Genomic DNA, 22,572 nt, shown 5'->3' on the forward strand with positions numbered 1-22,572 from the left:
CAAGAAAAAAGGAGACTCGCCATGTACCAACATTTCATCGAAGGCCTGCAACGCCTGGGCCGTGCACTGATGCTGCCGATTGCGATCCTGCCGATCGCCGGCCTCTTGCTGCGCCTAGGCGACACCGATCTTTTGAACATCGCGGTGATGCACGACGCCGGGCAGGCGATCTTCGCCAACCTGGCGCTGATCTTCGCCATCGGCATTGCCGTGGGGTTTGCCCGCGACAACAACGGCACGGCCGGTTTGGCGGGTGCGATTGGTTACCTGGTGATGGTCTCCACGCTCAAGGTGATGGACACGTCCATCAACATGGGCATGCTTGCCGGTATCGCCAGCGGCCTGATGGCAGGCGGGCTGTACAACCGCTTCAAGGACATCAAGCTACCGGAGTACCTGGCGTTCTTTGGTGGACGACGGTTCGTGCCGATCGTCACCGGGTTCAGTGCGGTCGGATTGGGCGTGATCTTTGGTTTGATCTGGCCGCCGATCCAGCACGGCATCAACAGCTTCGGCGTGTTGTTGATGGAAAGCGGCAGCCTGGGTGCGTTTGTGTTTGGCGTGTTCAACCGCCTGCTGATTGTCACCGGGCTGCACCACATCCTCAACAACATGGCGTGGTTTGTGTTCGGCACCTTCACCGATCCGGCCACCGGCGCGGTGGTGACGGGCGACCTGACCCGCTACTTCGCTGGCGACCCCAAAGGCGGCCAGTTCATGACCGGCATGTTCCCGGTGATGCTGTTCGGTCTGCCTGCCGCGTGCCTGGCGATGTACCGCAACGCCTTGCCCGAGCGCCGCAAAGTAATGGGCGGGATTTTCCTATCGATGGCGCTGACCTCGTTCCTGACCGGGGTGACCGAGCCGATTGAGTTCGCGTTCATGTTCCTCGCACCGTTCCTGTACCTGATCCATGCGGTGCTGACCGGCCTGTCGATGGCGGTCACCAATATGCTGAATATCCACCTGGGCTTTACCTTCTCCGGTGGGTTTATCGACATGGTGCTGGGTTGGGGCAAGTCCACCAACGGCTGGCTGGTATTCCCGGTTGGCTTGGCCTATGCGCTGATCTACTACAGCGTGTTCAACTACTGCATTCGCCGCTTCAACCTGAAAACGCCGGGGCGGGAAGATATCCAGGTGGTGCAGGCTGAGGTGATGACGGATAACCAGCGCGCTACGGCCTACATCAAGGCCTTGGGCGGTGCGCAGAATTTGCTGAGCGTTGGCGCCTGCACCACGCGCCTGCGGTTGGACATGGTGGATCGCAACAAGGCGGTGGATGCGCAGCTGAAAGCCCTGGGTGCCATGGCGGTCGTCCGGCCAGGTAACGGCGGCAGTTTGCAGGTGGTGGTCGGGCCGATGGCAGACAGCATTGCCGATGAGATTCGGTTGGCCATGCCTTCGTTTGTTGCCAGTGCGCCGGTGGCGGTTGCGTCTGTGGATAAACCGGTGGCGGTGAATGTGCAGGAAGCCGAGAAGTGGCTGAATGCCTTGGGTGGCCGAGGGAATGTTCGCCAGTTGGAAGCGGTGGCGATGACGCGGTTGCGGGTGGAGTTAGGGGATGACTCGGTGTTGTCTGAAGCTGACCTGACGGCTCTGGGTTGCCAGGGTGTGAGCCAGCTGGAAAGCGGTGTTTGGCACTTGTTGATTGGTGACAAAGCGTCGGGCTTGGGTGACGCGTTGGAGCGGTTGTTCAGCGGTCGCCAGATTGTGGCTGGGGCCTAACAAATCTTTGCCTGAACAGGCCCCATCGCGGGCAAGCCCGCCTCCCACATTTTTTATCTGTGAATACATTCAAAATGTGGGAGCTGGCTTGCCTGCGATTGGCCTTAACTGGCGACTGGAGTGTTGAGACCAGGAATCTCATTCATGTCCAACACATGATTTCGGCGGGCTTGCAGTCCCGGTCGCTGAATTGGCAGCGACTGGTGAAGATTAGTGAGAGGAGTTCCGAGGGACAACCTGAAAGACCTGTGGGAGAGATCTGAGGCGCCTGTACCGACGCCATCGCAGGCAAGCCAGCTCCCACAGTGATTGATGTACGACATGACAAGGCGGTCGAATGTGGGAGCCGGGCTTGCCCGCGATGAGGCCCTAACAGCCGACAAAAAACCCGCTGGCCAAACTGGCCCAGCGGGTTTCTTGTTTTCACAGCCAACGAATCAAAAATCCGCCAACTGCCACACCTCATACGCCGGTGTCTCATACGGGTGACTGAGTTTGAGCGCCGCCACTACAGCCACGATCAACTCGTCCGCCACCACCAGCTCAACCTTCCATTCTTCAACCACTTCAACCTGGCCCACCTGCCCGATAAACGGCTGGCTGCCGTCCAACGCGCGGAATTGGCCTTGGCCCAGCACTTGCCAGGCGCAGCTGTCGTAGTTGCCGATGCGCCCGCCGCCGGCGGCGAAGACGGCGGTCTTCACCGTCTCCACGTGGCTGTCGGGCACAAAGAAGGCGAGCTTGTACACCGTCTTAGTTCACCCACACACGGGCGTTGCGGAACATGCGCATCCAGGCGCCGTCTTCGTTCCACTCTTCCGGACGCCACGAGTTCTGCACGGCGCGGAATACACGCTCCGGGTGCGGCATCATGATGGTCACGCGACCGTCGCGGCTGGTGAGGCCGGTGATGCCGCGCGGCGAGCCGTTCGGGTTGGCCGGATAGGTCTCGGTGACCTTGCCGTGGTTGTCGACAAAACGCAGGGCGACGGTGCCGGACAGGTCGGCTTCGAGCAACGCTTCTTCGCTTTCGAACTCGGCATGGCCTTCACCGTGGGCAATGGCGATTGGCATGCGCGAACCGGCCATGCCTTGCAGGAAGATCGAGTTGGACTCCTGCACCTGCACCATGGCGACACGGGCTTCGAACTGCTCGGAACGGTTGCGCACGAAGTGCGGCCAGAACTCGCTGCCCGGGATCAGTTCGCTGAGGTTGGACATCATCTGGCAACCGTTGCACACACCCAGGGTGAAGCTGTCGTTGCGCTCGAAGAAGCCTTGGAACGCATCGCGGGCACGGCTGTTGAACAAGGCCGACTTGGCCCAGCCTTCACCGGCACCCAGCACGTCGCCGTAGGAGAAACCGCCGCAGGCTACCAGGCCTTTGAACTCGTTGAGGTCAACGCGACCGGCGAGGATGTCGCTCATGTGCACGTCGATCGCATTGAAACCGGCGCGGTCGAACGCAGCCGCCATTTCCACCTGGCCGTTGACGCCCTGCTCACGCAGTACGGCAACCTGTGGGCGGATACCTTTCTTGATGTAAGGCGCGGCGATGTCCTGGTTGACGTCGAAGCTGAGCTTGGTGCTAAGGCCCGGGTTGTCTTCTTCCAGGATCACGTCGAATTCCTGTTCGGCGCAGTCGGCGTTGTCACGCAGGCGTTGGATCTGGTAGCTGGTCTCGGCCCACTGGCGTTGCAGCAAGCGGCGCTGGCCAGCAAACACGGTGTCGCCGTTGAACGAGATGTTGATCTCGCCGTTGTTGATCGGCTGGCCGATCACGGCCACGCAGTCGTCCAGGCCAGCGGCGCTGAATTGGGCGAGTACGTCCGGTGTAGCGTCTTGGCGAACCTGGATCACCGCACCCAACTCTTCGTTGAACAGGATGCCGTTGATTTCGGCAGCATCCTCGGCAACGCTGTCGAGCACGATGTTCAGGCCGCAGTGGCCAGCGAAGGCCATCTCGACAACGCTGGTCAGCAAACCACCGTCGGAACGGTCGTGGTAAGCCAGCAGGTGGCCGTCGGCGTTCAGGCCCTGGATCACGGCGAAGAAGGCTTTGAGGTCTTCGGCGTCATCGACGTCCGGTGCCTGCTTGCCGAGCTTGCCATGGGTCTGCGCCAGGATCGAGGCGCCCATGCGGTTCTGGCCACGGCCCAGGTCGATCAGGATCAGGTCGGTGGTGCCCTTGTCCATGCGCAGTTGCGGGGTCAGGGTCTGGCGGATGTCAGTGACCGGTGCGAAACCGGTGACGATCAGCGACAGCGGCGAGGTGACCGTCTTGTCGATGCCGTCTTCGTTCCAACGGGTGGCCATGGACATGGAGTCCTTACCCACCGGAATGGTGATACCCAGCTCAGGGCAAAGCTCCATGCCGACCGCCTTGACGGTGTCGTACAGGCGCGCGTCTTCACCCGGGTGGCCGGCAGCGGACATCCAGTTGGCCGACAGTTTGATGTCGGACAATTTACCGATGCGCGAAGCCGCGATGTTGGTGAGGGTTTCACCAATGGCCATGCGGCCCGACGCCGGAGCGTCGAGCAGGGCCAGCGGTGTGCGCTCGCCCATGGCCATGGCTTCACCGGTGTAGACGTCGAAGCTGGTGGCGGTAACGGCAACGTCAGCCACCGGAACCTGCCACGGGCCGACCATTTGGTCACGGGCCACCAGGCCGGTGATGGTGCGGTCGCCGATGGTGATCAGGAAGCTTTTGCTCGCCACGGCCGGGTGGTGCAGCACGCGTTCGATGCTGTCGGCCAGTTCCAGTTGGCTTGGGTCGAAATCATCGCCCAGCTCGGCTTCACGTACAGCCGAACGGTGCATGCGCGGGGCTTTGCCCAGCAGCACTTCCAGCGGCATGTCCACCGGGCTGTTGCCGAAGTGGCTGTCGGTAACCGTCAGCTGTGGCTCGGCAGTGGCTTCGCCGACTACCGCAAACGGACAACGCTCGCGTTCGCAGATGGCCTGGAAGCGTGCGAAGTCTTCAGCGCCGACTGCCAGAACGTAGCGCTCCTGGGATTCGTTGCTCCAGATTTCGTGCGGGGCCATGCCCGGCTCGTCGTTAGGAATGTTGCGCAGTTCGAAACGGCCACCACGGTCGCCATCATTGACCAGTTCCGGGAAGGCGTTGGACAGACCACCCGCGCCGACGTCGTGGATGAAGCTGATCGGGTTCTTGTCACCCAACTGCCAGCAACGGTCGATGACTTCCTGGCAGCGACGCTCCATCTCTGGGTTTTCGCGCTGTACGGAAGCGAAGTCCAGGTCTGCCGAGCTGGTGCCGGTGGCCATGGAAGAAGCGGCGCCGCCGCCCAGGCCGATCAACATCGCCGGGCCGCCGAGCACGATCAGCTTGGAGCCGACCAGGATCTCGCCTTTCTTGACGTGTTCTTCACGGATGTTGCCCATGCCGCCGGCCAACATGATTGGCTTGTGGTAGCCGCGCACTTCATCGCCACGCGGGGTGGTGATGGATTGTTCGAAGGTACGGAAGTAACCGGTCAGCGCCGGACGCCCGAATTCGTTGTTGAACGCGGCGCCGCCCAGCGGGCCTTCGATCATGATGTCCAGCGCGGTGACGATGCGCTCAGGCTTGCCGTACGGCACTTCCCATGGCTGTTCAAAGCCTGGGATCTGCAGGTTGGACACGGTGAAACCGGTCAGGCCCGCCTTTGGCTTGGCGCCTCGGCCGGTAGCACCTTCGTCACGGATTTCGCCGCCGGAACCTGTGGCTGCGCCCGGGAACGGGGCAATCGCGGTCGGGTGGTTGTGGGTCTCAACCTTCATCAGGATGTGCACCGGCTCCTGCACCGCGCCGTACTGGCGGGTTTCAGGGTCCGGGAAGAAACGGCCGGCGACGGAGCCGACGATCACCGAGGCGTTGTCTTTATAAGCCGACAGAACGCCTTCGCTGTGCATCACGTAGGTGTTCTTGATCATGCCGAACAGGCTTTTTTCCTGGCTTTCGCCGTCGATGTCCCAACTGGCGTTGAAGATTTTGTGACGGCAGTGCTCGGAGTTGGCCTGGGCGAACATCATCAGTTCGATGTCGTGCGGGTTGCGCTTCAAGCCGTTGAAGGCGTTGACCAGGTAGTCGATCTCGTCTTCAGCCAGGGCCAGGCCCAGCTCGGTGTTGGCCTTCTCGAGGGCGGCGCGGCCACCGCCGAGCACGTCAATCGCGGTCAGCGGCTTGGGCTCGGCGTGGCTGAACAGGCCAGCAGCCTGTTCCAGCTGGCTGACGATGATCTGGGTCATGCGGTCGTGCAGGCTGCTGGCGATCAGCTCGGCTTCGCCATCGCTGAACTGGCCGGCGACGTAGAACGCGATACCACGCTCCAGGCGCTGGATTTTTTCCAGGCCGCAGTTGCGGGCGATATCGCTGGCCTTGCTCGACCAGGGCGAGATGGTGCCGAACCGCGGCAGAACCAGGAACAAGCGGCCATTAGGCTCTTGAACCGGAACGCTTGGGCCGTACTTCAGAAGGCGTGCCAGCACTTGCTGTTCGTCGGCGGTCAACACGCCGGTAACGTCGGCGAAGTGAGCAAATTCAGCGTACAGGCCTGTAACAGCTGGAACCTTTTGGCTCAGTTGCTCAAGGAGTTTGCTGTGGCGAAAGGCAGAAAGGGCAGGAGCGCCGCGCAGGATCAACATCTTCGGGACAGCCTCGGGAAGGGGGTGTGCTTTGAGGCCGTGCATTCTAGCGTAAACCGCCGCCAACGGCACCCGAAACGCTACCGGTGGCTGCTGCCGGACGTCAGTTGGCCGGATTACCCCCCTTTAGAGGGGGCATGCCCGGCATCCGGCGCAGTTATTTTAACCGTCACAATCGCGCGCCAAGCCCCGTTTCTGCGGGCTGCAGCACAGTTTTACCGGCGCTAGCAGACAAGACCCGCGCTGTCGAGATATGGCGCCGTGGGCCGTTTGCGTATACTGCGCAGATGTTCTCCCCAACTGCTTTGCGCCCGCGATGCGCCAAATGGCTCATCGCCACCGGACTCTTCCTGATGCTCAGCGCCTGTGTTGATAAACCCAGCACGCTCGAGCGAATCAAGGAGGATGGCGTATTGCGGGTGGTCACCCGGAACAGCCCGGCGACCTATTTCCAGGACCGCAACGGTGAAACCGGTTTCGAATACGAACTGGTCAAGCGCTTTGCCGATGACCTGGGCGTGAAGCTGGAGATCGAGACCGCCGACAACCTCGACGACCTGTTCGGCCAACTGGGCAAACCCAACGGCCCGGTTCTCGCAGCGGCCGGCCTGGTCAGCAGCGAGCAGCGCCAGACGCAGGTGCGTTTCTCCCACCCTTATTTAGAAGTCACCCCGCAGATCATCTACCGCAACGGCCAGTCGCGCCCGACCAACGCGGCCGATTTGGTGGGCAAGAAAATCATGGTGCTCAAGGGCAGCACCCACGCCGAGCAACTGGCGGCACTGAAAAAGCAGAATCCTGCGATTGAATACGAAGAATCCGACGCCGTTGAGGTGGTCGACCTGCTGCGCATGGTGGACGAAGGGCAAATCGACCTGACCCTGGTGGACTCCAACGAAGTGGCGATGAACCAGGTGTACTTCCCCAACGTGCGCGTGGCGTTCGACCTGGGCAACGCCAGCAACCAGAGCTGGGCGGTGGCCGCCGGTGAAGACAACAGCCTGCTCAACGAGATCAACAGCTACCTGGATAAAGTCGAAAAGAACGGTACGTTGCAGCGTCTGAAAGACCGCTACTACGGGCATGTCGATGTTCTGGGTTATGTAGGCGCCTACACCTTTGCCCAGCATCTGCAGCAGCGTTTGCCCAAATACGAGAAACACTTCCGCGCTTATGCCAAGGAAGAAAAGGTCGATTGGCGCCTGCTGGCAGCCATCGGCTATCAGGAGTCACTGTGGCAGCCGGCCGTCACCTCCAAGACCGGCGTGCGCGGCCTGATGATGCTGACCCAGAACACCGCCCAGGCGATGGGCGTGTCCAACCGCCTGGACCCCAAGCAAAGCATCATGGGTGGCGCCAAGTACCTGGCCAAGATCAAGGATGAATTGGACGACAGCATTGCCGAGCCGGATCGCACCTGGTTTGCCCTGGCCGCCTACAACGTCGGCACCGGTCACCTGGAAGATGCCCGCACCTTGGCCAAACGTGAAGGCCTGAACCCGAACAAGTGGCTGGACGTGAAGAAGATGCTGCCGCGCCTGTCGCAGAAGCAGTGGTACAGCAAGACCCGCTACGGTTATGCCCGGGGTGGTGAGCCGGTGCACTTCGTGGCGAACATCCGGCGTTACTACGACATCCTTACCTGGGTGACCCAGCCGCAGTTGGAAGGCAACCAGGTGGTCGAAGGCAACTTGCATGTGCCGGGTGTGGACAAGACCAAGCCGCCAGAAGATAACCCGCAGTTGTAAGACACACTCCCAAACACCGCTCCCACATTTGGATCTCCACTAGGCTTAAAGGCCGGTGAGTAGATGCACCACTCCGCCCGTCAGCACCATCACACCTGGCACCCCCGCTGCCTTTAACGCCGTAGTATCCACCTTCGCCACATCCTGCAACTGCACCCTCACCCGCGTCAGCGCCACACGCTGCTGCGACTTGAGGTTATCCGCCCCACCCAACGCGTTCAGCACCTCGACCGACAACAGGCTCTGCGTCGGCGCAGTGGCCGTCTCGGCAATCAAATCCGGCGTCAGGGCCTTCCAGAACGCCCGCTGCAATTTCTCGAACATACTCAGTGCTCCACGACAGGTGAGGTTTCTACGGTGGCCGCGTGATATTGGCGCAAGGCCTCACGCACCTGGGCGGCTTCTTCCAGGCCCAGGACCTGGCGGGCAATGATCTGGCAGTCAGCCAGGTCCAGCTCGCGCACAGTGGCTTTGATGGTGGGGATCAACGGCACGCTGACCGACAACTCGTCCACACCCAGCCCGATCAATACGGGTACCGCCAGCGCCTCGGACGCCAACGCGCCGCACACACCCACCCACTTGCCATGGGCGTGGGCGGCCTTGACCGTGGCGGCAATCAGGCGCAGTACCGCCGGATGGAAGCTGTCGGCCTGACTGGCCAGGCGCGGGTGGTCGCGGTCCATGGCGAGCGTGTACTGGGTCAGGTCGTTGGTGCCGATAGAGAAGAAATCTACATGGGGCGCGAACACATCCGCCATCAGCGCGGCGGACGGCACTTCAATCATGATGCCCAGCTTTGGCAACTCGCTGAGCCCCAGCGCCAGTGCTTCCTCTTCAAGGATCCTGCGCGCCTGGTGCAGTTCCGACAGCAGGCTGATCATCGGCAACATGATGTGCAGCCGTGCAAAACCGGCGCTGGCGAGGATCGCGCGGAATTGTTCGCGCAGCAGTTCCGGGCGTTCCAGGCACAAACGGATGCCGCGCAGACCGAGGAAGGGGTTGGTCTCGGCGTCCATCGGCACATAGGCCAAGGGTTTGTCGCCTCCCACGTCGAGGGTGCGCACCACCAGGTTGCGCTCGGTGCCCAGGGCACGGGCGATCGCGGTGTAGGTCGCTGCCTGTTCGTCGGGACTTGGGGCACGGTTGCGATCCAGATACAGGAACTCCGATCTCAGCAGGCCGACGCCTTCGCCGCCGAGGCTCAGGGATTGCTCGACTTCCTGCAACGAAGCCACGTTGGCAGTGACTTCAACGTGATGACCATCGCGGGTAGTGGCAGGTAACGACGCCTGCGCCACATCGCGCTGATGGCGGAGCACCTGTTGTTTACGCGCAACGTCCAGCTGCTCGATTTCGGCCAGGTTCGGTTCGAGGTGCAGCTCGCCTTTGTCGGCGTCGAGCAGCACCTGCTTGCCATTGGCCACCGCCAACACCTGAGCCGAAACACCGCAGATAGCCGGCAGGCCCAGGGCACGGGCGAGGATTGCGACGTGGCTGGTCGCGCCACCACCGACAGTGACAAACCCCAGCACCTTGCGTGTGTCCAGGCTGGCGGTCTGTGAAGGCGTCAGTTGTTCGGCGATCAGGATCGCGCGCTCCGGCAACTCCCAGGCGCTGTCTTGTATGCCCAGGATCAGTTTCAGCACGCGCTGGCCGACGTCCGCCAAGTCTGCCGCACGCTCAGCGATCAGCGCGTTGCCCAACCCCTGGAATAGCTTGATGGTCGCGAGCGTGGCACTGTTCCAGGCGAACGCGGCACTCTTGCCTTCAGCCAGTAGGCGGTGGGCATGTTCCAGCAAGGTCGGGTCTTCGAGCAACTCCTGATGCGCGCGAAAAATCTCGGCCTGAGCGCTGCCAGCCGCCTTGTCCTGCAAAACCTGCAACGCTTCAATGGCGGCGAGCAAGCCGCGCGTCAAAGCAGCGCGTTCCGTTGCTTCATCCGTGCCTTGCGCCGTGATGATCAACTCCGGTTCGGTCACTTGAACGACCTGACCAAACGCCGAGCCCGGTGATGCACACACGCCCCGCAGCAAGGTTGCCGGCGACTGCGTTGCGACCGGCTCGGCAATGCTTGCCACTACCTCGCCACAGCCTTCAGCCAACAAGACCACCAGCGCCTTGATCGCCGCCTCGGCGTCCTCGCCCGCCGCGCTCACTTGCAAGGTATCGCCCTGCACGGTTTGCAACGCCATGATCGCCACCAGCGATTTGGCGTTGGCACTCTGGGTTTGCTTGTGCAGGTAAATACTGGCGTTGAAACCTTTCGCCGCCTGGGCAAATACCGCTGCCGGGCGGGCGTGCAGGCCGTTGGCGTTGGGCAAGGTCAGCGGCTTGGAGAACACTGCATCGCCCTCCTCTTCGTCCGCTGCTTCCACGACCGCACTTGGGGATAACTGCAACAGCGGCTGGCCCATTTGCACCAGGCAGTCCGCCAACAGGCTGAAGGGCTCGCCGCTGACCACCAGCATCAAGGTCAGCAAACTGCGTGCGTTGAGTGCCACGTAGTCGGCATCGAATTCGATCAACGGCTGCCCGACCTCCACCCGCTGGCCTTCCTGCACCAACCGGGTGAAACCCTGGCCCGCCAGGTTCACGGTGTCCAGGCCGATATGCATCAGCACCTGGACGCCGTTGTCGTCGGTGACACTGACCGCATGCCCACTGTCCTGGATATTGCTGATCACCCCGGACAGCGGCGCGCAGAGCGTCTGCGACGTGGGGTCGATGCACAGGCCATCGCCGATCAGGCGGCTGGAGAAAACCGGGTCCGGCACCTTGTCCAGCGCCAGCAGCACACCCGACAAGGGCGCCAGCAATTCCAGGGGTTGAGTTGTGGTCATGACTTCACCTGCTGTTTTGTTCTGTAAATAACCCTGTAGGAGCGAGCTTGCTCGCGAAGGACGTCAACGATGACGTACGCATCCTGGATGAACGCGGTGCCCTTGCGTTTTTCGCGAGCAAGCTCGCTCCTACAGAGAATTGATTATTTCCACCAATATTCGACTTGCACGCCAAAGTTCGACCCATGTCGCGCCGTGCCATAGGCACCGGTATCGGACAACGCCGACCCCGCCGCCAATTCATTCGCCGCACGCTTGGCCGCTTCGTTCCAGGTTGCATAGGTGTAGTACAAGCGCACCTCCGGACGAGCCCAGAAATCCGGGCCTTTGGGCGACCAGGTCGGGGCGAAGGTAAATTTGCTCAGCTTGCGCGTTCCGCCCGTGGCCTCGACTTGATCATGCCCAAGCTCGGTGACCAGTTTGAATTGCTCGCTGATGGCGTATGCCGGGCGCACACCGAGGGACATCCAGGTCTGGTCGCTTGAGCCTGGGCGAATGTCTTTCTGATACACGGCCTCGATCTGCCCGCCAAAACGCGGGGTCACCTGCCAGTCGAAAAACTCCACGGCGCGGTAACTTTTGCTGCTGTTGTCCAGGAAGGTATTGCCGGTGTAACCCAGGCCAGTGCCGGGGCCCTCGCCGTACTGCAAAGCGAACTTGTTCTTGCCGCCGAGGAAAGGTTTTTGCACGTGCTGCGCGGTGATCGCCCAACCGCTGTTGGTGTCGCGCCCGCCGGCTTTTTCGATGTAACTCAAGCCCAATTCCAGCTCACCGCCGGGGTTGGTCTTGAAACCTGCGACGTTGAAGTCGTGACGGGTGGCGTATTCCTTCTGGTACAGGTTGTCCTTGCGGGAAATCGCGTAGCTGTACTTGAGGTCGCCGATCAGCACGTCCTCGATCCCCCCACCCGTGGCGCTCTGGTTCCAGTAGTAGAAGTCTGAGATATGGATGTCGTTTCGTTTGTAGTAACGCCGACCGGCCCACACCGAACCGCCATTGAGGCTGGGCAGGTTGGACCATTGCGCATACATCTGCGGCATGCGCGCCGAGCCATTGTTCTCGCCCTGGAACTTCAGCTCACGGTCGTACTTGTTGTAGAGCGATGCCATGGCATCGACGCTGAGCACCGAGCCGTCGTCGAGGGTGAGCAGGTCCTGGCGCAGTTCCAGCTCGGCGTATTGTTCGCATTCGTTACCCAGGCGGTATTTGGATTGCGCCCCGGGCAGTTGGAAACATTGCTGTGGACCGCTGCCCGTCGAGGTGCCCGCGCCGCTGCGCAGGTAACCGGCAAATTCCAGGGCTTGAGCGCCAAACGGCAGGCTTAGACAAGACGCAACGAGGCCCAGCTTTATTCTTGTTTTCATAAAACGCTCCTAATATTTTTTCTTATTGTTATTGCTTGGTGCACGCTCCCTTGTAGGAGTCGGCTTGCCGGCTCCTACAGTGGGTCGCGGTGTTTCAGTCTTTCAGGTGCAGCACAAACGATTCGTAGGGACGCAGCGCTACCGTGGCGGTACGTTGCGGGCAGTCGGGGTAGTTGCTGATCAGCAGGCGCTGTTCGCCGGCCGGGTTGATCACGTTGTCCGGCAGCTGGATTTCGCAGGGCGTGCCGTAGAAGTTGTTCAGCACCAGCAGGCGTTCGCCATGGCCCTCGCGCAGGTAGGCCCAGACGTGCAAATGGTCCTGCAGCAGTTGGCGATACACGCCCTTCTGGATCAGCGGTTCGTGACGACGCAAGGCGATCAGCGCGCGGTAGTGATGCAGCACTGAGTCCGGGTCATCCAGTTGGCTTTCGACGTTGATCTGCGCCGCGTTGGCCGGAATGCCAATCCACGGCTCACCGCTGCTGAAACCGGCATTTTCCCCGGCACTCCACTGCATCGGCGTACGGCCGTTGTCGCGGGACTTCTGCATGATCGCGGCCATGCTCGACGCCTCGGACTCACCCGCATCGCGCTTGAGGCGGAAGATGTTCAAGGTCTCTACATCGCGGTACTGCTCGATCCTGTCGAAGCCAGGATTGGTCATGCCCAGCTCTTCGCCCTGGTACACAAACGGCGTGCCCTGGAGGAAGTGCAGCGCAGTCGCCAACATCTTGGCCGAGACCACGCGATGCTCGCCGTCATTGCCGAAGCGCGAGACCACCCGTGGCTGATCGTGGTTACACCAGAACAGCGCGTTCCAGCCGCCACCGGCCTGCATGCCCAGTTGCCAGTCGGAGAAAATCTGCTTGAGCTGCAAGAAGTCGAAGTCGGCCTTCACCCACTTCTGCAGGTTCGGGTAATCGACTTTCAGGTGATGAAAGTTGAAGGTCATCGACAGCTCTTTCGACTCTGGCCGTGAGTAGCGGATGCAGTGTTCGAGGCTGGTGGACGACATCTCGCCGACGTTGATCAGGTCATGCCCTTCGAACACTTCGCGGTGCATTTCCTGCAGGTAGTCGTGCACGTTCGGGCCATCGGTGTAGAAGCGCCGACCGTCGCTGGTGTCTTCGGGGAAATCGGCAGGCTTGGAGATCAGGTTGATCACGTCCAGGCGGAAACCGCCCACGCCCTTGTCGCGCCAGAAGCGCATCAGCTTGAACACTTCGGCGCGCACCTTGGGGTTGTCCCAATTCAGGTCGGCCTGGGTGTGGTCGAACAGGTGCAGGAAGTACTGGCCGGTTTGCGCCTCGTATTCCCAGGCCGAACCGCCGAACTTGGATTCCCAGTTATTCGGCTGGTCGCGCCAGATGTAGAAGTCGCGGTACGGGTTATCGAGGCTGCTGCGCGCCTGCTGGAACCACTCGTGTTCGATGGAGGTGTGGTTGACCACGATATCCAGCATCAACTTGATGCCGCGCTTGGCCGCTTCACTGATCAGCAGGTCGCAATCGGCCATGGTCCCGTAGCTGGGGTCGATGGCGTAGTAGTCGCTGATGTCGTAGCCGTTGTCCCGTTGCGGCGAGCGCAGGAAGGGGGTTATCCACAGGCAGTCGACACCCAGCCATTTGAGGTAGTCGAGTTTGTCCACGATGCCCAGCAGGTCACCGGTGGCGTTACCCGCGTGGCTGTGGAAGCTTTTGGGGTAGATCTGGTAGATCACCGAGTGTTGCCAGTCTTGCATGGTGGGTTCCTTCAGTTGATTTGTGTACAGGCCTCTCGGGCCTCATCGCGGGCAAGCCCGGCTCCCACAGGGGAACGCGTTTCAAATGTGGGAGCTGGCTTGCCTGCGATGGCGTCGGGTCAGGCGACCCTGTACCCAGGCCGAACAATCTTGATGCTCAACGCACAGGTCAAAACAAACGGCACCACCATCGCGATGACCATGCCAATCACAAACACCGCGATGGATTGCGGCACGATCGAGATAAACCCAGGCAAGCCTCCCACCCCGATGGCCGAGGCCTGCACCTTGTTCAGCGCGAGGAAAATGCTGCCCAATCCCGAGCCCACCAAGGCCGCATAGAACGGAAACTTGAAACGCAAATTCACCCCGAACATCGCCGGCTCAGTAATGCCGAAGTAAGCCGAAATCGCCGAGGTCGACGCCATGCTTTTATCCCGCGCATTGCGGGTCATGTAGAACACCGCAAGCGCAGCGCTGCCCTGGGCCAGGTTGGACATGACGATCATTGGCCAGATAAAGGTGCCGCCCTGAGTAGAAATAAGCTGCAGGTCCACGGCGAGGAACATGTGGTGCATGCCGGTGATCACCAACGGCGCATACAGCAGGCCGAAAATCGCCCCGCCGACCATCGGTGCCAGGTCGAACAAGGTGACCACGCCTTCAGTGATCAGGATGCCGAGGTGACGCGTTACCGGACCGATAATGGCCAGGGCCAACACGCCGGTGACGACGATGGTGGTGATCGGCACGACCAGCAATTGAATCGCGTTGGGCACTCGCGCCCGCAACCATTTCTCGATCACGCTCATCACATAGGCGGCCATCAGGATCGGTAGGATCTGCCCCTGGTAGCCGACTTTTTCAATCTGGAACCAGCCGAAAATATCGAAGTACGGCAGGCTCTGGCCGTCGAGACCGGCGACCGCCTTGCCGTAGTTCCAAGCGTTGAGCAGGTCTGGATGCACCAGCATCAGGCCAAGCACGATGCCGAGGATTTCACTGCCGCCAAACCGCTTGGCCGCCGACCAGCCCACCAGCGCCGGCAGGAACACAAACGAGGTGTTGGCCATCAGGTTGATCAGGCTCCACAGGCCATCCAGATTCGGGTAGGCCTCCAGCAGCGTCTTGCCCTCGATGAACATGCCCTTGGCGCCCATCAGGTTGTTCACGCCCATCAACAGGCCGGCAATGATCAGCGCGGGCAGGATCGGCATGAACACGTCGGAGAACACCCGCACCAGACGCTGCATGGCGTTGGTCTTGTCGGCGCCCTTCTTCTTCACGTCGGCGATGGTGGCGGCAGCGAGCCCGGTCTGCTCGCGCAGGGCAGCGTAGACTTTTTCCACTTCGCCGGGGCCGATCACCACCTGGAACAGGCCGCCGGTGAAGAACGAGCCCTTGACCAGATCCACTTGGTTCAGCGCACTGCCGTTGACCAGGCTCGGGTCCTTGAGCGCCAGGCGCAGACGGGTGACGCAGTGGGCAGCTTGCTCAAGGTTGTCGCTGCCCCCGAGGTTCTCGAGAAGCTCGCGGGCGATAGTCGAATAGTCGTGGCTCATGCTTGGTTTCCACTTTGATTTTTTTATTTGGGGGCAGTCATTGGCAGCACGCCGAGGGCAAAAGTACTCGTCTGTACGAGTTAAAGCAACAACTCGTCTGTACGAGTTACATTTTGTTTATTTTTTGTAGGACAGCGCATGGCTACAAGCCGCATAAATCCAAGGGTCTAATGGACAAACCCCCGCTCTGCCACTAAGGTTCCTGCCTTGACCGCAACCCCGGCAAAGAGCCATCCCCATGAGCAAATACAACCAGATCTATACGGATCTGCTTGCCAGCATCACCACCGAACGCCTGCAGCGCGGCACACGCCTTCCCTCCGAAACAGAACTGATGGACAGCTACCAGGCCAGCCGAGGCACCGTGCGTCGGGCCATCGAGCAGTTGCAGGAGCGTGGCTTTGCGCAAAAAATCCACGGCAAGGGCACTTTCGTGTTGTCGCCCAACCCGATCGAGTTCCAACTGGGCGGCATCGTCAGCTTCCACGAAACCCACGCCGACCTGGGCGATGACGTACGTACCGAAGTGGTCGAATTCACTCAATTCCCGCTGGAAGGCTCACTGCTGCAACACATCGAAGCCGAACCCGGCACCCTGATCACCCGCATCAAACGGGTACGGCGCATCGGCGGCAAACGGGTGATCCTCGACATCAACCATTTCGTTGCCGAGGTGATTCCGGGGTTGGACCGCGACATCGCCGAACAGTCGATCTACGCGTTTATCGAACAGACGTTGCAGCTGCAAATTGCCTATGCCCAACGCACCATCGAGGCCCTGCCACGCGGCAAGGACGACCAGACACACCTCGACCTCGAAGGGCAGAGCCATGTGATCGTGGTGAGTAACCAGACGTTTTTGCAGGACGGGCGGCAGTTCGAGTACACCGAGTCGCGGCATACGTTGGATAAGTTTTACTTTTCGGATATTGCGCGGCGCTGAGCAGCCTGACGCGCCCACTGTAGGAGCCGGCTTGCCAGCGATGGCATCCTTGAACCCGCCACATCATTCATGGGCCTCATCGCTGGCAAGCCAGCTCCTACAGAGAATCGGGGCGATCCATTTACCGTATTCCATAAACACAAAACCCCGGCACATGGCCGGGGTTTTGTTGTTCAGCGTTCACCTGCTACTGCAGGATCACTCCCACTCAATCGTCGCCGGCGGCTTGCTCGACACGTCGTAAGTCACGCGCGAAATGCCTTCGATCTCGTTGATGATACGGCCGCTGACAGTTTCCAGCAGTTCGTACGGCAGGTGTGCCCAACGTGCGGTCATGAAGTCGATGGTCTCTACGGCACGCAGGGCCACGACCCAGGCGTAACGACGACCGTCACCGACAACGCCAACCGATTTCACCGGCTGGAACACCACGAATGCCTGGCTGACTTTGTGGTACCAGTCGGCCTTGCGCAGTTCTTCGATGAAGATGTGGTCGGCGCGACGCAGCAGGTCGGCGTATTCCTTTTTCACTTCACCGAGGATCCGCACGCCCAGGCCCGGGCCTGGGAATGGGTGGCGGTAGACCATGTCGTACGGCAGGCCGAGTTCCAGGCCCAGACGGCGGACTTCGTCCTTGAACAGTTCGCGCAGCGGCTCTACCAGCTTGAGGTTCATTTCCTCAGGCAGGCCACCCACGTTGTGGTGGGACTTGATCACGTGGGCCTTGCCGCTCTTGGCACCGGCCGACTCGATCACGTCAGGGTAGATGGTGCCCTGGGCGAGGAACTTGATGTTGTCCAGTTTGTTGGACTGGGCATCGAAGACGTCGATGAAGGTGCGACCGATGATCTTGCGCTTCTTCTCCGGGTCGGACTCGCCGGCCAGGTTGTTCAAGAACTGATCTTCAGCATTGGCGCGGATCACTTTGACACCCATGTTCTCGGCGAACATGGCCATTACTTGCTCGCCTTCGTGCAGGCGCAGCAGGCCGTTGTCGACGAACACGCAAGTCAGTTGGTCGCCGATGGCTTTGTGCAGCAGGGCTGCGACCACGGAGGAGTCAACGCCGCCGGACAGGCCGAGCAATACGTTGTCGGTGCCGACCTGGGCGCGAACCTGGGCGATGGCATCTTCAGCAATTTTCGACGGGGTCCACAGGGCCTCACACTCGCAGATGTCGAGGATGAAGCGCGACAGGATGCGGCCGCCTTGCTTGGTGTGGGTCACTTCCGGGTGGAACTGCACGCCGTAGTAACGACGCTCGTCGCTGAACATGCCGGCGATCGGGCAGCTCGGGGTGCTGGCCAGGATGTGGAAGTCTTCCGGCATCTTGGTGACCTTGTCACCGTGGCTCATCCACACGTCGAGGCCGAACAGGCCGTCGGCGTCGACGTGGTCTTCGATGCCGTCCAGCAGGCGGCTCTTGCCGACCACGTCGACACGGGCATAACCGAATTCACGCAGCTCGGAACCTTCAACTTTGCCGCCCAGTTGCTCGGCCATGGTTTGCATGCCGTAGCAAATGCCGAAGACCGGTACGCCCAGGTCGAATACGGCTTGCGGGCAGCGTGGGCTGTTGGCTTCGTGCACGGACTCGGGGCCACCGGCGAGGATGACGCCTTTCGGTGCGAATTCGCGGATCGCTTCGTCGTCCATGTCGAACGGATGCAGTTCGCAGTACACGCCGATTTCGCGCACGCGGCGGGCGATCAGTTGGGTGTATTGGGAACCGAAATCGAGGATCAGGATGCGGTGGGCGTGAATGTCGAGGGCCATGAAGTCAGTCTCGTCTAATGAATCAGAAACAACTCGGGGCTGAAGAACAGCCCCGGTTACTTAACAGTTTGCTGGAAGCATCAACCTACGCGGTAGTTTGGCGCTTCCTTGGTGATCTGCACGTCGTGGACATGGGATTCAGCCATGCCGGCGCCGGTGATCCGTACGAACTCTGGCTTGGTGCGCATTTCTTCGATGTCGGCGCTGCCGGTGTAGCCCATCGAGGAACGCAGGCCGCCCATCAGTTGGTGGATGATTGCGCTCAGAGTGCCTTTGTACGGCACACGGCCTTCGATGCCTTCCGGGACGAGCTTCTCGGCGCCTGCCGAGGAGTCCTGGAAGTAACGATCGGAAGAGCCTTGCGCCTGGGACATGGCGCCCAGCGAACCCATGCCACGGTAAGCCTTGTACGAACGGCCCTGGAACAGTTCGATCTCGCCTGGCGCTTCTTCAGTACCGGCGAACATCGAGCCCATCATCACGCAGGACGCACCGGCTACGATGGCCTTGGACAGGTCACCGGAGAAACGGATGCCGCCATCGGCGATCAACGGTACGCCAGTGCCTTCAAGGGCTGCGGCGACGTTGGCGATGGCGCTGATTTGCGGCACGCCCACACCCGCGACGATACGGGTGGTGCAGATCGAGCCTGGGCCGATACCGACCTTGACCGCATCCGCGCCCGCTTCGGCCAGGGCCTTGGCGGCAGCGCCGGTGGCGATGTTGCCGCCGATCACTTGCACGTCAGGGAAATTCTGTTTGACCCAACGCACGCGGTCGATCACACCTTTGGAGTGACCGTGGGCGGTGTCGACCACCACCACGTCAACGCCGGCAGCGACCAGGGCCGAAACACGGTCGCCCGTGTCTTTACCGGTGCCGACCGCCGCGCCAACGCGCAGACGACCTTGGTCATCCTTGCTGGCCAGCGGGTAAGCCTTGGCTTTTTCGATGTCGTTGACGGTCATCATGCCTTTGAGGGCGAATTTGTCGTCGACGATCAGCACACGCTCGATGCGGTGCTTGTGCAGCAGTTCGCGCACATCGTTCTTGTCGGCGCCTTCCTTGACAGTGACCAGACGCTCTTTGGGCGTCATCACTTCACGGACGGTGACTTCAAGACGGTTCTCGAAACGCACGTCACGGGAAGTGACGATACCGACCAGGTCGCCATCGTGCAGCACCGGAACACCGGAGATGTTGTGCAGGCGGGTCAGGTCGAACAGGTCGCGCACGGTGGCGTCGGCTTCGATGGTGATCGGATCTTTCACCACACCGGCTTCGTAACGCTTGACCTTGCGCACTTCGGCAGCTTGCTGCTCGATGGTCATGTTCTTGTGGATGATGCCGATGCCGCCTTCCTGAGCCATGGCGATGGCCAGACGGGCTTCAGTGACGGTGTCCATGGCAGCGGAAACAAGGGGAATATTCAGCTCGATGCCACGGGTTAGGCGGGTCTTGAGACTGACTTCGTTAGGAAGCACCTCGGAATAACCGGGCACTAGGAGAATGTCGTCGAATGTCAGAGCTTCTTGGCTGATACGCAGCATCGCGGGGGCTCCCGAGCGGGAAAATGGAAGCGCGCCATTATATACATGCACCCTGCCGGGCTCAATGTAAAACTCTGACAAACTTGGTAATACTGATAGATGGGGGAAAACAGCCCTCTGTAGGAGCCTTCTTCCCGGCGATGAGGCCCTCGAGCCTGGCGCTCGACCATTGGGCGCTATCGCCAGCAAGCCGGGCTCCTACAGGGGTGCGCGGCAGTGAGTTACAACTCGACTTTGACCCAACTCATCTTCTGGTCCAGCCAATCGGCAAATTCATCGATAAAACTCTGCTTGAACCCGGCCTCCGCCCAGTTGTTGAAGATAAATCCCAGGTTGGAAAACCCGCATTGCTGTAGGAACAGGAACCCATTGATGTCGTCTTCATGCCCACACAGCGGGCAGGTGAAGTTGTCGGTGTGGCCGGGCATCCAGTCTTCGAGGCTTTCGAACAGGGCTTCACCGACTTCCTTGCGGCATTCCGGGCAACCGGCTTCTTCGAGGAAACCCTTGGCCGGCGTGTAGATGCAGCGCTTGTAGATGATCTCCAGGCCGTTGATCGGCTCGTTGAACGGCAGCGCCTCGGGGTACAACACCACGGCGCGAGCGCCATCGGCGAGGGCATAGCCCATGCGATTGCCGGTACGGCCGCAAGTGGTGAGTTCTTCCTTGATGATGTTCTTGCGCACCAGCCAGCGCACGATTGCCCGGGCGCGGGGTTCGTGGACGGGCAAAGTGGAGATTTTCGGAACAAGGATGCTTTGGGAATTCATGAGAGTCCTGCGGTGTGGCCACTGGCGCTATCGCCGGCAAGCCGGCTCCTACAGTTGATCGCATTTCAATGTAGGAGCCGGCTTGCCGGCGATGAGGCCCTGAAGGCTCGCAGCTTAATCCCTGCCCCACACAGGTCAAGTGCTCAGGTAGCGTCCGATCAGTGCAATACCGCTCGCCAGCACCAGCCAGGTCACCAGTCTTACAAACGCCTCACGGGACATACGCATCGTCAGCCTACGCCCACACCACAGCCCGAGGGCCATCGCCGGCAGCAGGCACACCGCCAACATCAACAGCGGCAAATCAGCATACACCCCGGCTACCAGGAACAGGCTCAGGCGCACCACCGTGCTGCAACTGATCAACGCACTCTGGGTGGCGCGCGCGGCGTCCTTGGGCAGGCGGCTATTGAGATAGATCGCATAGAGAAAGCCGCCACTGCCAAACAATGCGCCGAACAAACCACCGACGGTGCCCATGGGAACCGACCAACCCGCCGCCAGTTGGGCTGGCCGTGCCTTCACTGCCAAGCTGTAGACCGCATAGACGCTGATAAACAAGCCCATCAGCAGCAGTAGCAGGTCCGAATGCAGATTGAGCAAAAACACCACGCCCAGCGTGCAACCGATCGCCATGCACGGCAGCAAGCGCAGCAGCTCCGGCTTGTTCACGTCCCGCCGCGATTGCAGCAGGTTGCCAAACGCCGCGACAAAATCCAGCAGCACCAGCAGTGGGATGATCTTCGACAGCGGCATGAACAGGATCAGCAGCGGCCCCGCCACCAATGCGGTGCCAAATCCCGCGATACCGAACACGATATAGGCCACGACAATGCCCAGGCCGATCACCAGCCAATCCACACCACCAAACGACCACTGGCTCATCAGTTCAACCGGGTTCATGGGTCATTCCTTTTTAGAGATGACCTTCACTTTAGCCAGCGCCGAGAGATGCGACTAATATCTTCAAAGCCCTCCACCCATCTCGAAAAGGCATGACGCGTGATTTCCACCCGCCAACTGCGTTACTTCGTCGAAATCGCCGAAAGCGGCAGCTTCAGTGCCGCCGCCGAGCGCCTGTTTGTGGCGCAATCCGCCTTGAGCCGGCAGATCAAGGAGCTGGAAGCCCAGTTGCAAACGCCACTGTTCGAGCGTACTGCACGCCAACCACGACTGACCGCTGCGGGTGAGGCCTTCTATCCGCGAGCACGCAACCTGCTGAGCGAGCTGCTCAAGGCCAGCGAAATGGCGACACAGGTGGGTAATGGCGAACTGGGTACGCTGCGCCTGAGCCATTCAAGCACTGTGCCGATGAGCGGCCCATTGCTGCAAGGCATCAGCACCTGGCTGGAACGCTGCCCTGGGGTGTCGATGGACATTGTCAAGCTGTCCTCCGAAGCGCAGCTGGAAGAAATCGCCGACGGTCGCCTGGAACTCGGGCTGTTGCGCCTGCCCGTGTTGCGCCAGCGCGAAGGCGTGCGAGTCGTGCCTTTATACAGCGAGCAACTGTTGCTGGCGGTGCCGCCGAATCATGGGCTGGCGCATAGCAATGCGCCCATCGAACTGGGGCAATTGAAGGACGAAGCGTTTATCTCGATCCCCCATCCCCAGCGCGGCGGCTTGAGTTATCTGTCAGCCGAATTGTGCATGCGTGCGGGATTTTTCCCCAAGGCTGCACGGGTGATGTCACGCAAGACCACCCAATTGCAGTTGATCCAGGCCGGCTTCGGTATTGCCTTGTTACCAAAATCCATGCAGGACATCGCGCCTGCCAATGTGCACTTTTTGCCCCTGGCCGACCCGGACTGCCTCAGCACCGTGGCCCTGGCCTGCGCGCAGAGGCCGAGCGCGCTGGTGGAGCAATTCTGCCAAACCTTGCACGAATGCCTATAAACTG

The 22,572-nt window shown here is 60.8% G+C and carries 15 protein-coding genes; 4 read left to right on the forward strand and 11 right to left on the reverse strand.

Annotation, left to right across the window (positions count from 1 at the left end; all coding sequences use genetic code 11):
• Positions 1–21 precede the first annotated feature (21 nt).
• Positions 22–1,728: an N-acetylglucosamine-specific PTS transporter subunit IIBC gene (nagE, locus tag RB216_RS24060; RefSeq protein ID WP_308907975.1), complete on the forward strand. Its 1,707-nt coding sequence runs from the start codon at positions 22–24 to the stop codon at positions 1,726–1,728.
• A gap of 437 nt (positions 1,729–2,165) precedes the next feature.
• On the opposite strand, the gene RB216_RS24065 is transcribed toward nagE, so the two are convergent.
• Both RB216_RS24065 and purL read right to left on the reverse strand, forming a co-directional pair.
• Positions 2,166–2,477 carry a YqfO family protein gene (locus tag RB216_RS24065; protein WP_028617825.1) on the reverse strand — a complete coding sequence of 104 codons (312 nt, stop codon included), beginning with the start codon at positions 2,475–2,477 and terminating at the stop codon, positions 2,166–2,168.
• Positions 2,478–2,481: 4 nt separating this feature from the next.
• Positions 2,482–6,378 carry a phosphoribosylformylglycinamidine synthase gene (gene purL / locus RB216_RS24070; protein ID WP_236317723.1) on the reverse strand — a complete coding sequence of 1,299 codons (3,897 nt, stop codon included), beginning with the start codon at positions 6,376–6,378 and terminating at the stop codon, positions 2,482–2,484.
• A gap of 287 nt (positions 6,379–6,665) precedes the next feature.
• Here purL and mltF point away from each other — a divergent pair, with 287 nt between their 5' ends.
• On the forward strand, positions 6,666–8,126 hold the full coding sequence (gene mltF, locus RB216_RS24075; RefSeq protein WP_028617827.1) for a membrane-bound lytic murein transglycosylase MltF: 1,461 nt from the start codon (positions 6,666–6,668) through the stop codon (positions 8,124–8,126).
• 45 nt (positions 8,127–8,171) lie between these two features.
• Here the strand turns inward: mltF and RB216_RS24080 are convergent, their stop codons facing one another.
• The 5 genes from RB216_RS24080 to treP form a co-directional block, all read right to left on the reverse strand.
• A complete protein-coding gene (locus tag RB216_RS24080; RefSeq protein ID WP_028617828.1) occupies positions 8,172–8,450 on the reverse strand; it encodes a PTS sugar transporter subunit IIB in 279 nt (92 codons plus the stop codon).
• 2 nt (positions 8,451–8,452) lie between these two features.
• Positions 8,453–10,969 (reverse strand): phosphoenolpyruvate--protein phosphotransferase, encoded by a 2,517-nt coding sequence (gene ptsP, locus RB216_RS24085; RefSeq protein WP_308907976.1) that lies wholly within the window; start codon positions 10,967–10,969, stop codon positions 8,453–8,455.
• Between the two features lie 143 nt (positions 10,970–11,112).
• Positions 11,113–12,333 (reverse strand): maltoporin, encoded by a 1,221-nt coding sequence (locus RB216_RS24090; RefSeq protein ID WP_028617830.1) that lies wholly within the window; start codon positions 12,331–12,333, stop codon positions 11,113–11,115.
• 94 nt (positions 12,334–12,427) lie between these two features.
• Positions 12,428–14,074 (reverse strand): alpha,alpha-phosphotrehalase, encoded by a 1,647-nt coding sequence (gene treC, locus RB216_RS24095; protein ID WP_308907977.1) that lies wholly within the window; start codon positions 14,072–14,074, stop codon positions 12,428–12,430.
• A 119-nt stretch (positions 14,075–14,193) separates the two neighbouring features.
• Entirely contained in the window at positions 14,194–15,636 is a 1,443-nt protein-coding gene (gene treP, locus RB216_RS24100) for a PTS system trehalose-specific EIIBC component (protein WP_308907978.1), read from the reverse strand.
• Positions 15,637–15,874: 238 nt separating this feature from the next.
• Here treP and treR point away from each other — a divergent pair, with 238 nt between their 5' ends.
• The gene (gene treR, locus RB216_RS24105) at positions 15,875–16,579 is read left to right on the forward strand and encodes a trehalose operon repressor (RefSeq protein ID WP_028617833.1); all 705 of its coding nucleotides are present in this window, start codon (positions 15,875–15,877) and stop codon (positions 16,577–16,579) included.
• Positions 16,580–16,777: 198 nt separating this feature from the next.
• Here treR and guaA read toward each other — a convergent pair whose 3' ends face one another.
• From guaA to RB216_RS24125, 4 genes are all read right to left on the reverse strand, one after another.
• On the reverse strand, positions 16,778–18,355 hold the full coding sequence (guaA, locus tag RB216_RS24110) for a glutamine-hydrolyzing GMP synthase (protein ID WP_028617834.1): 1,578 nt from the start codon (positions 18,353–18,355) through the stop codon (positions 16,778–16,780).
• Between the two features lie 80 nt (positions 18,356–18,435).
• Complete coding sequence (gene guaB / locus RB216_RS24115; protein ID WP_016977684.1) at positions 18,436–19,905, reverse strand: IMP dehydrogenase; 1,470 nt, start codon at positions 19,903–19,905, stop codon at positions 18,436–18,438.
• Between the two features lie 221 nt (positions 19,906–20,126).
• Positions 20,127–20,675 (reverse strand): hypothetical protein, encoded by a 549-nt coding sequence (locus tag RB216_RS24120; protein ID WP_028617835.1) that lies wholly within the window; start codon positions 20,673–20,675, stop codon positions 20,127–20,129.
• Between the two features lie 135 nt (positions 20,676–20,810).
• Complete coding sequence (locus RB216_RS24125) at positions 20,811–21,578, reverse strand: sulfite exporter TauE/SafE family protein (protein ID WP_122685577.1); 768 nt, start codon at positions 21,576–21,578, stop codon at positions 20,811–20,813.
• Positions 21,579–21,677: 99 nt separating this feature from the next.
• Between RB216_RS24125 and RB216_RS24130 the strand changes: the two genes are divergently transcribed.
• Entirely contained in the window at positions 21,678–22,568 is an 891-nt protein-coding gene (locus RB216_RS24130; protein ID WP_236317713.1) for a LysR family transcriptional regulator, read from the forward strand.
• Positions 22,569–22,572: the final 4 nt, after the last annotated feature.

Origin of the sequence: Pseudomonas canadensis (genome assembly GCF_030980095.1) — a bacterium.
GTDB lineage: Bacteria > Pseudomonadota > Gammaproteobacteria > Pseudomonadales > Pseudomonadaceae > Aquipseudomonas > Aquipseudomonas canadensis.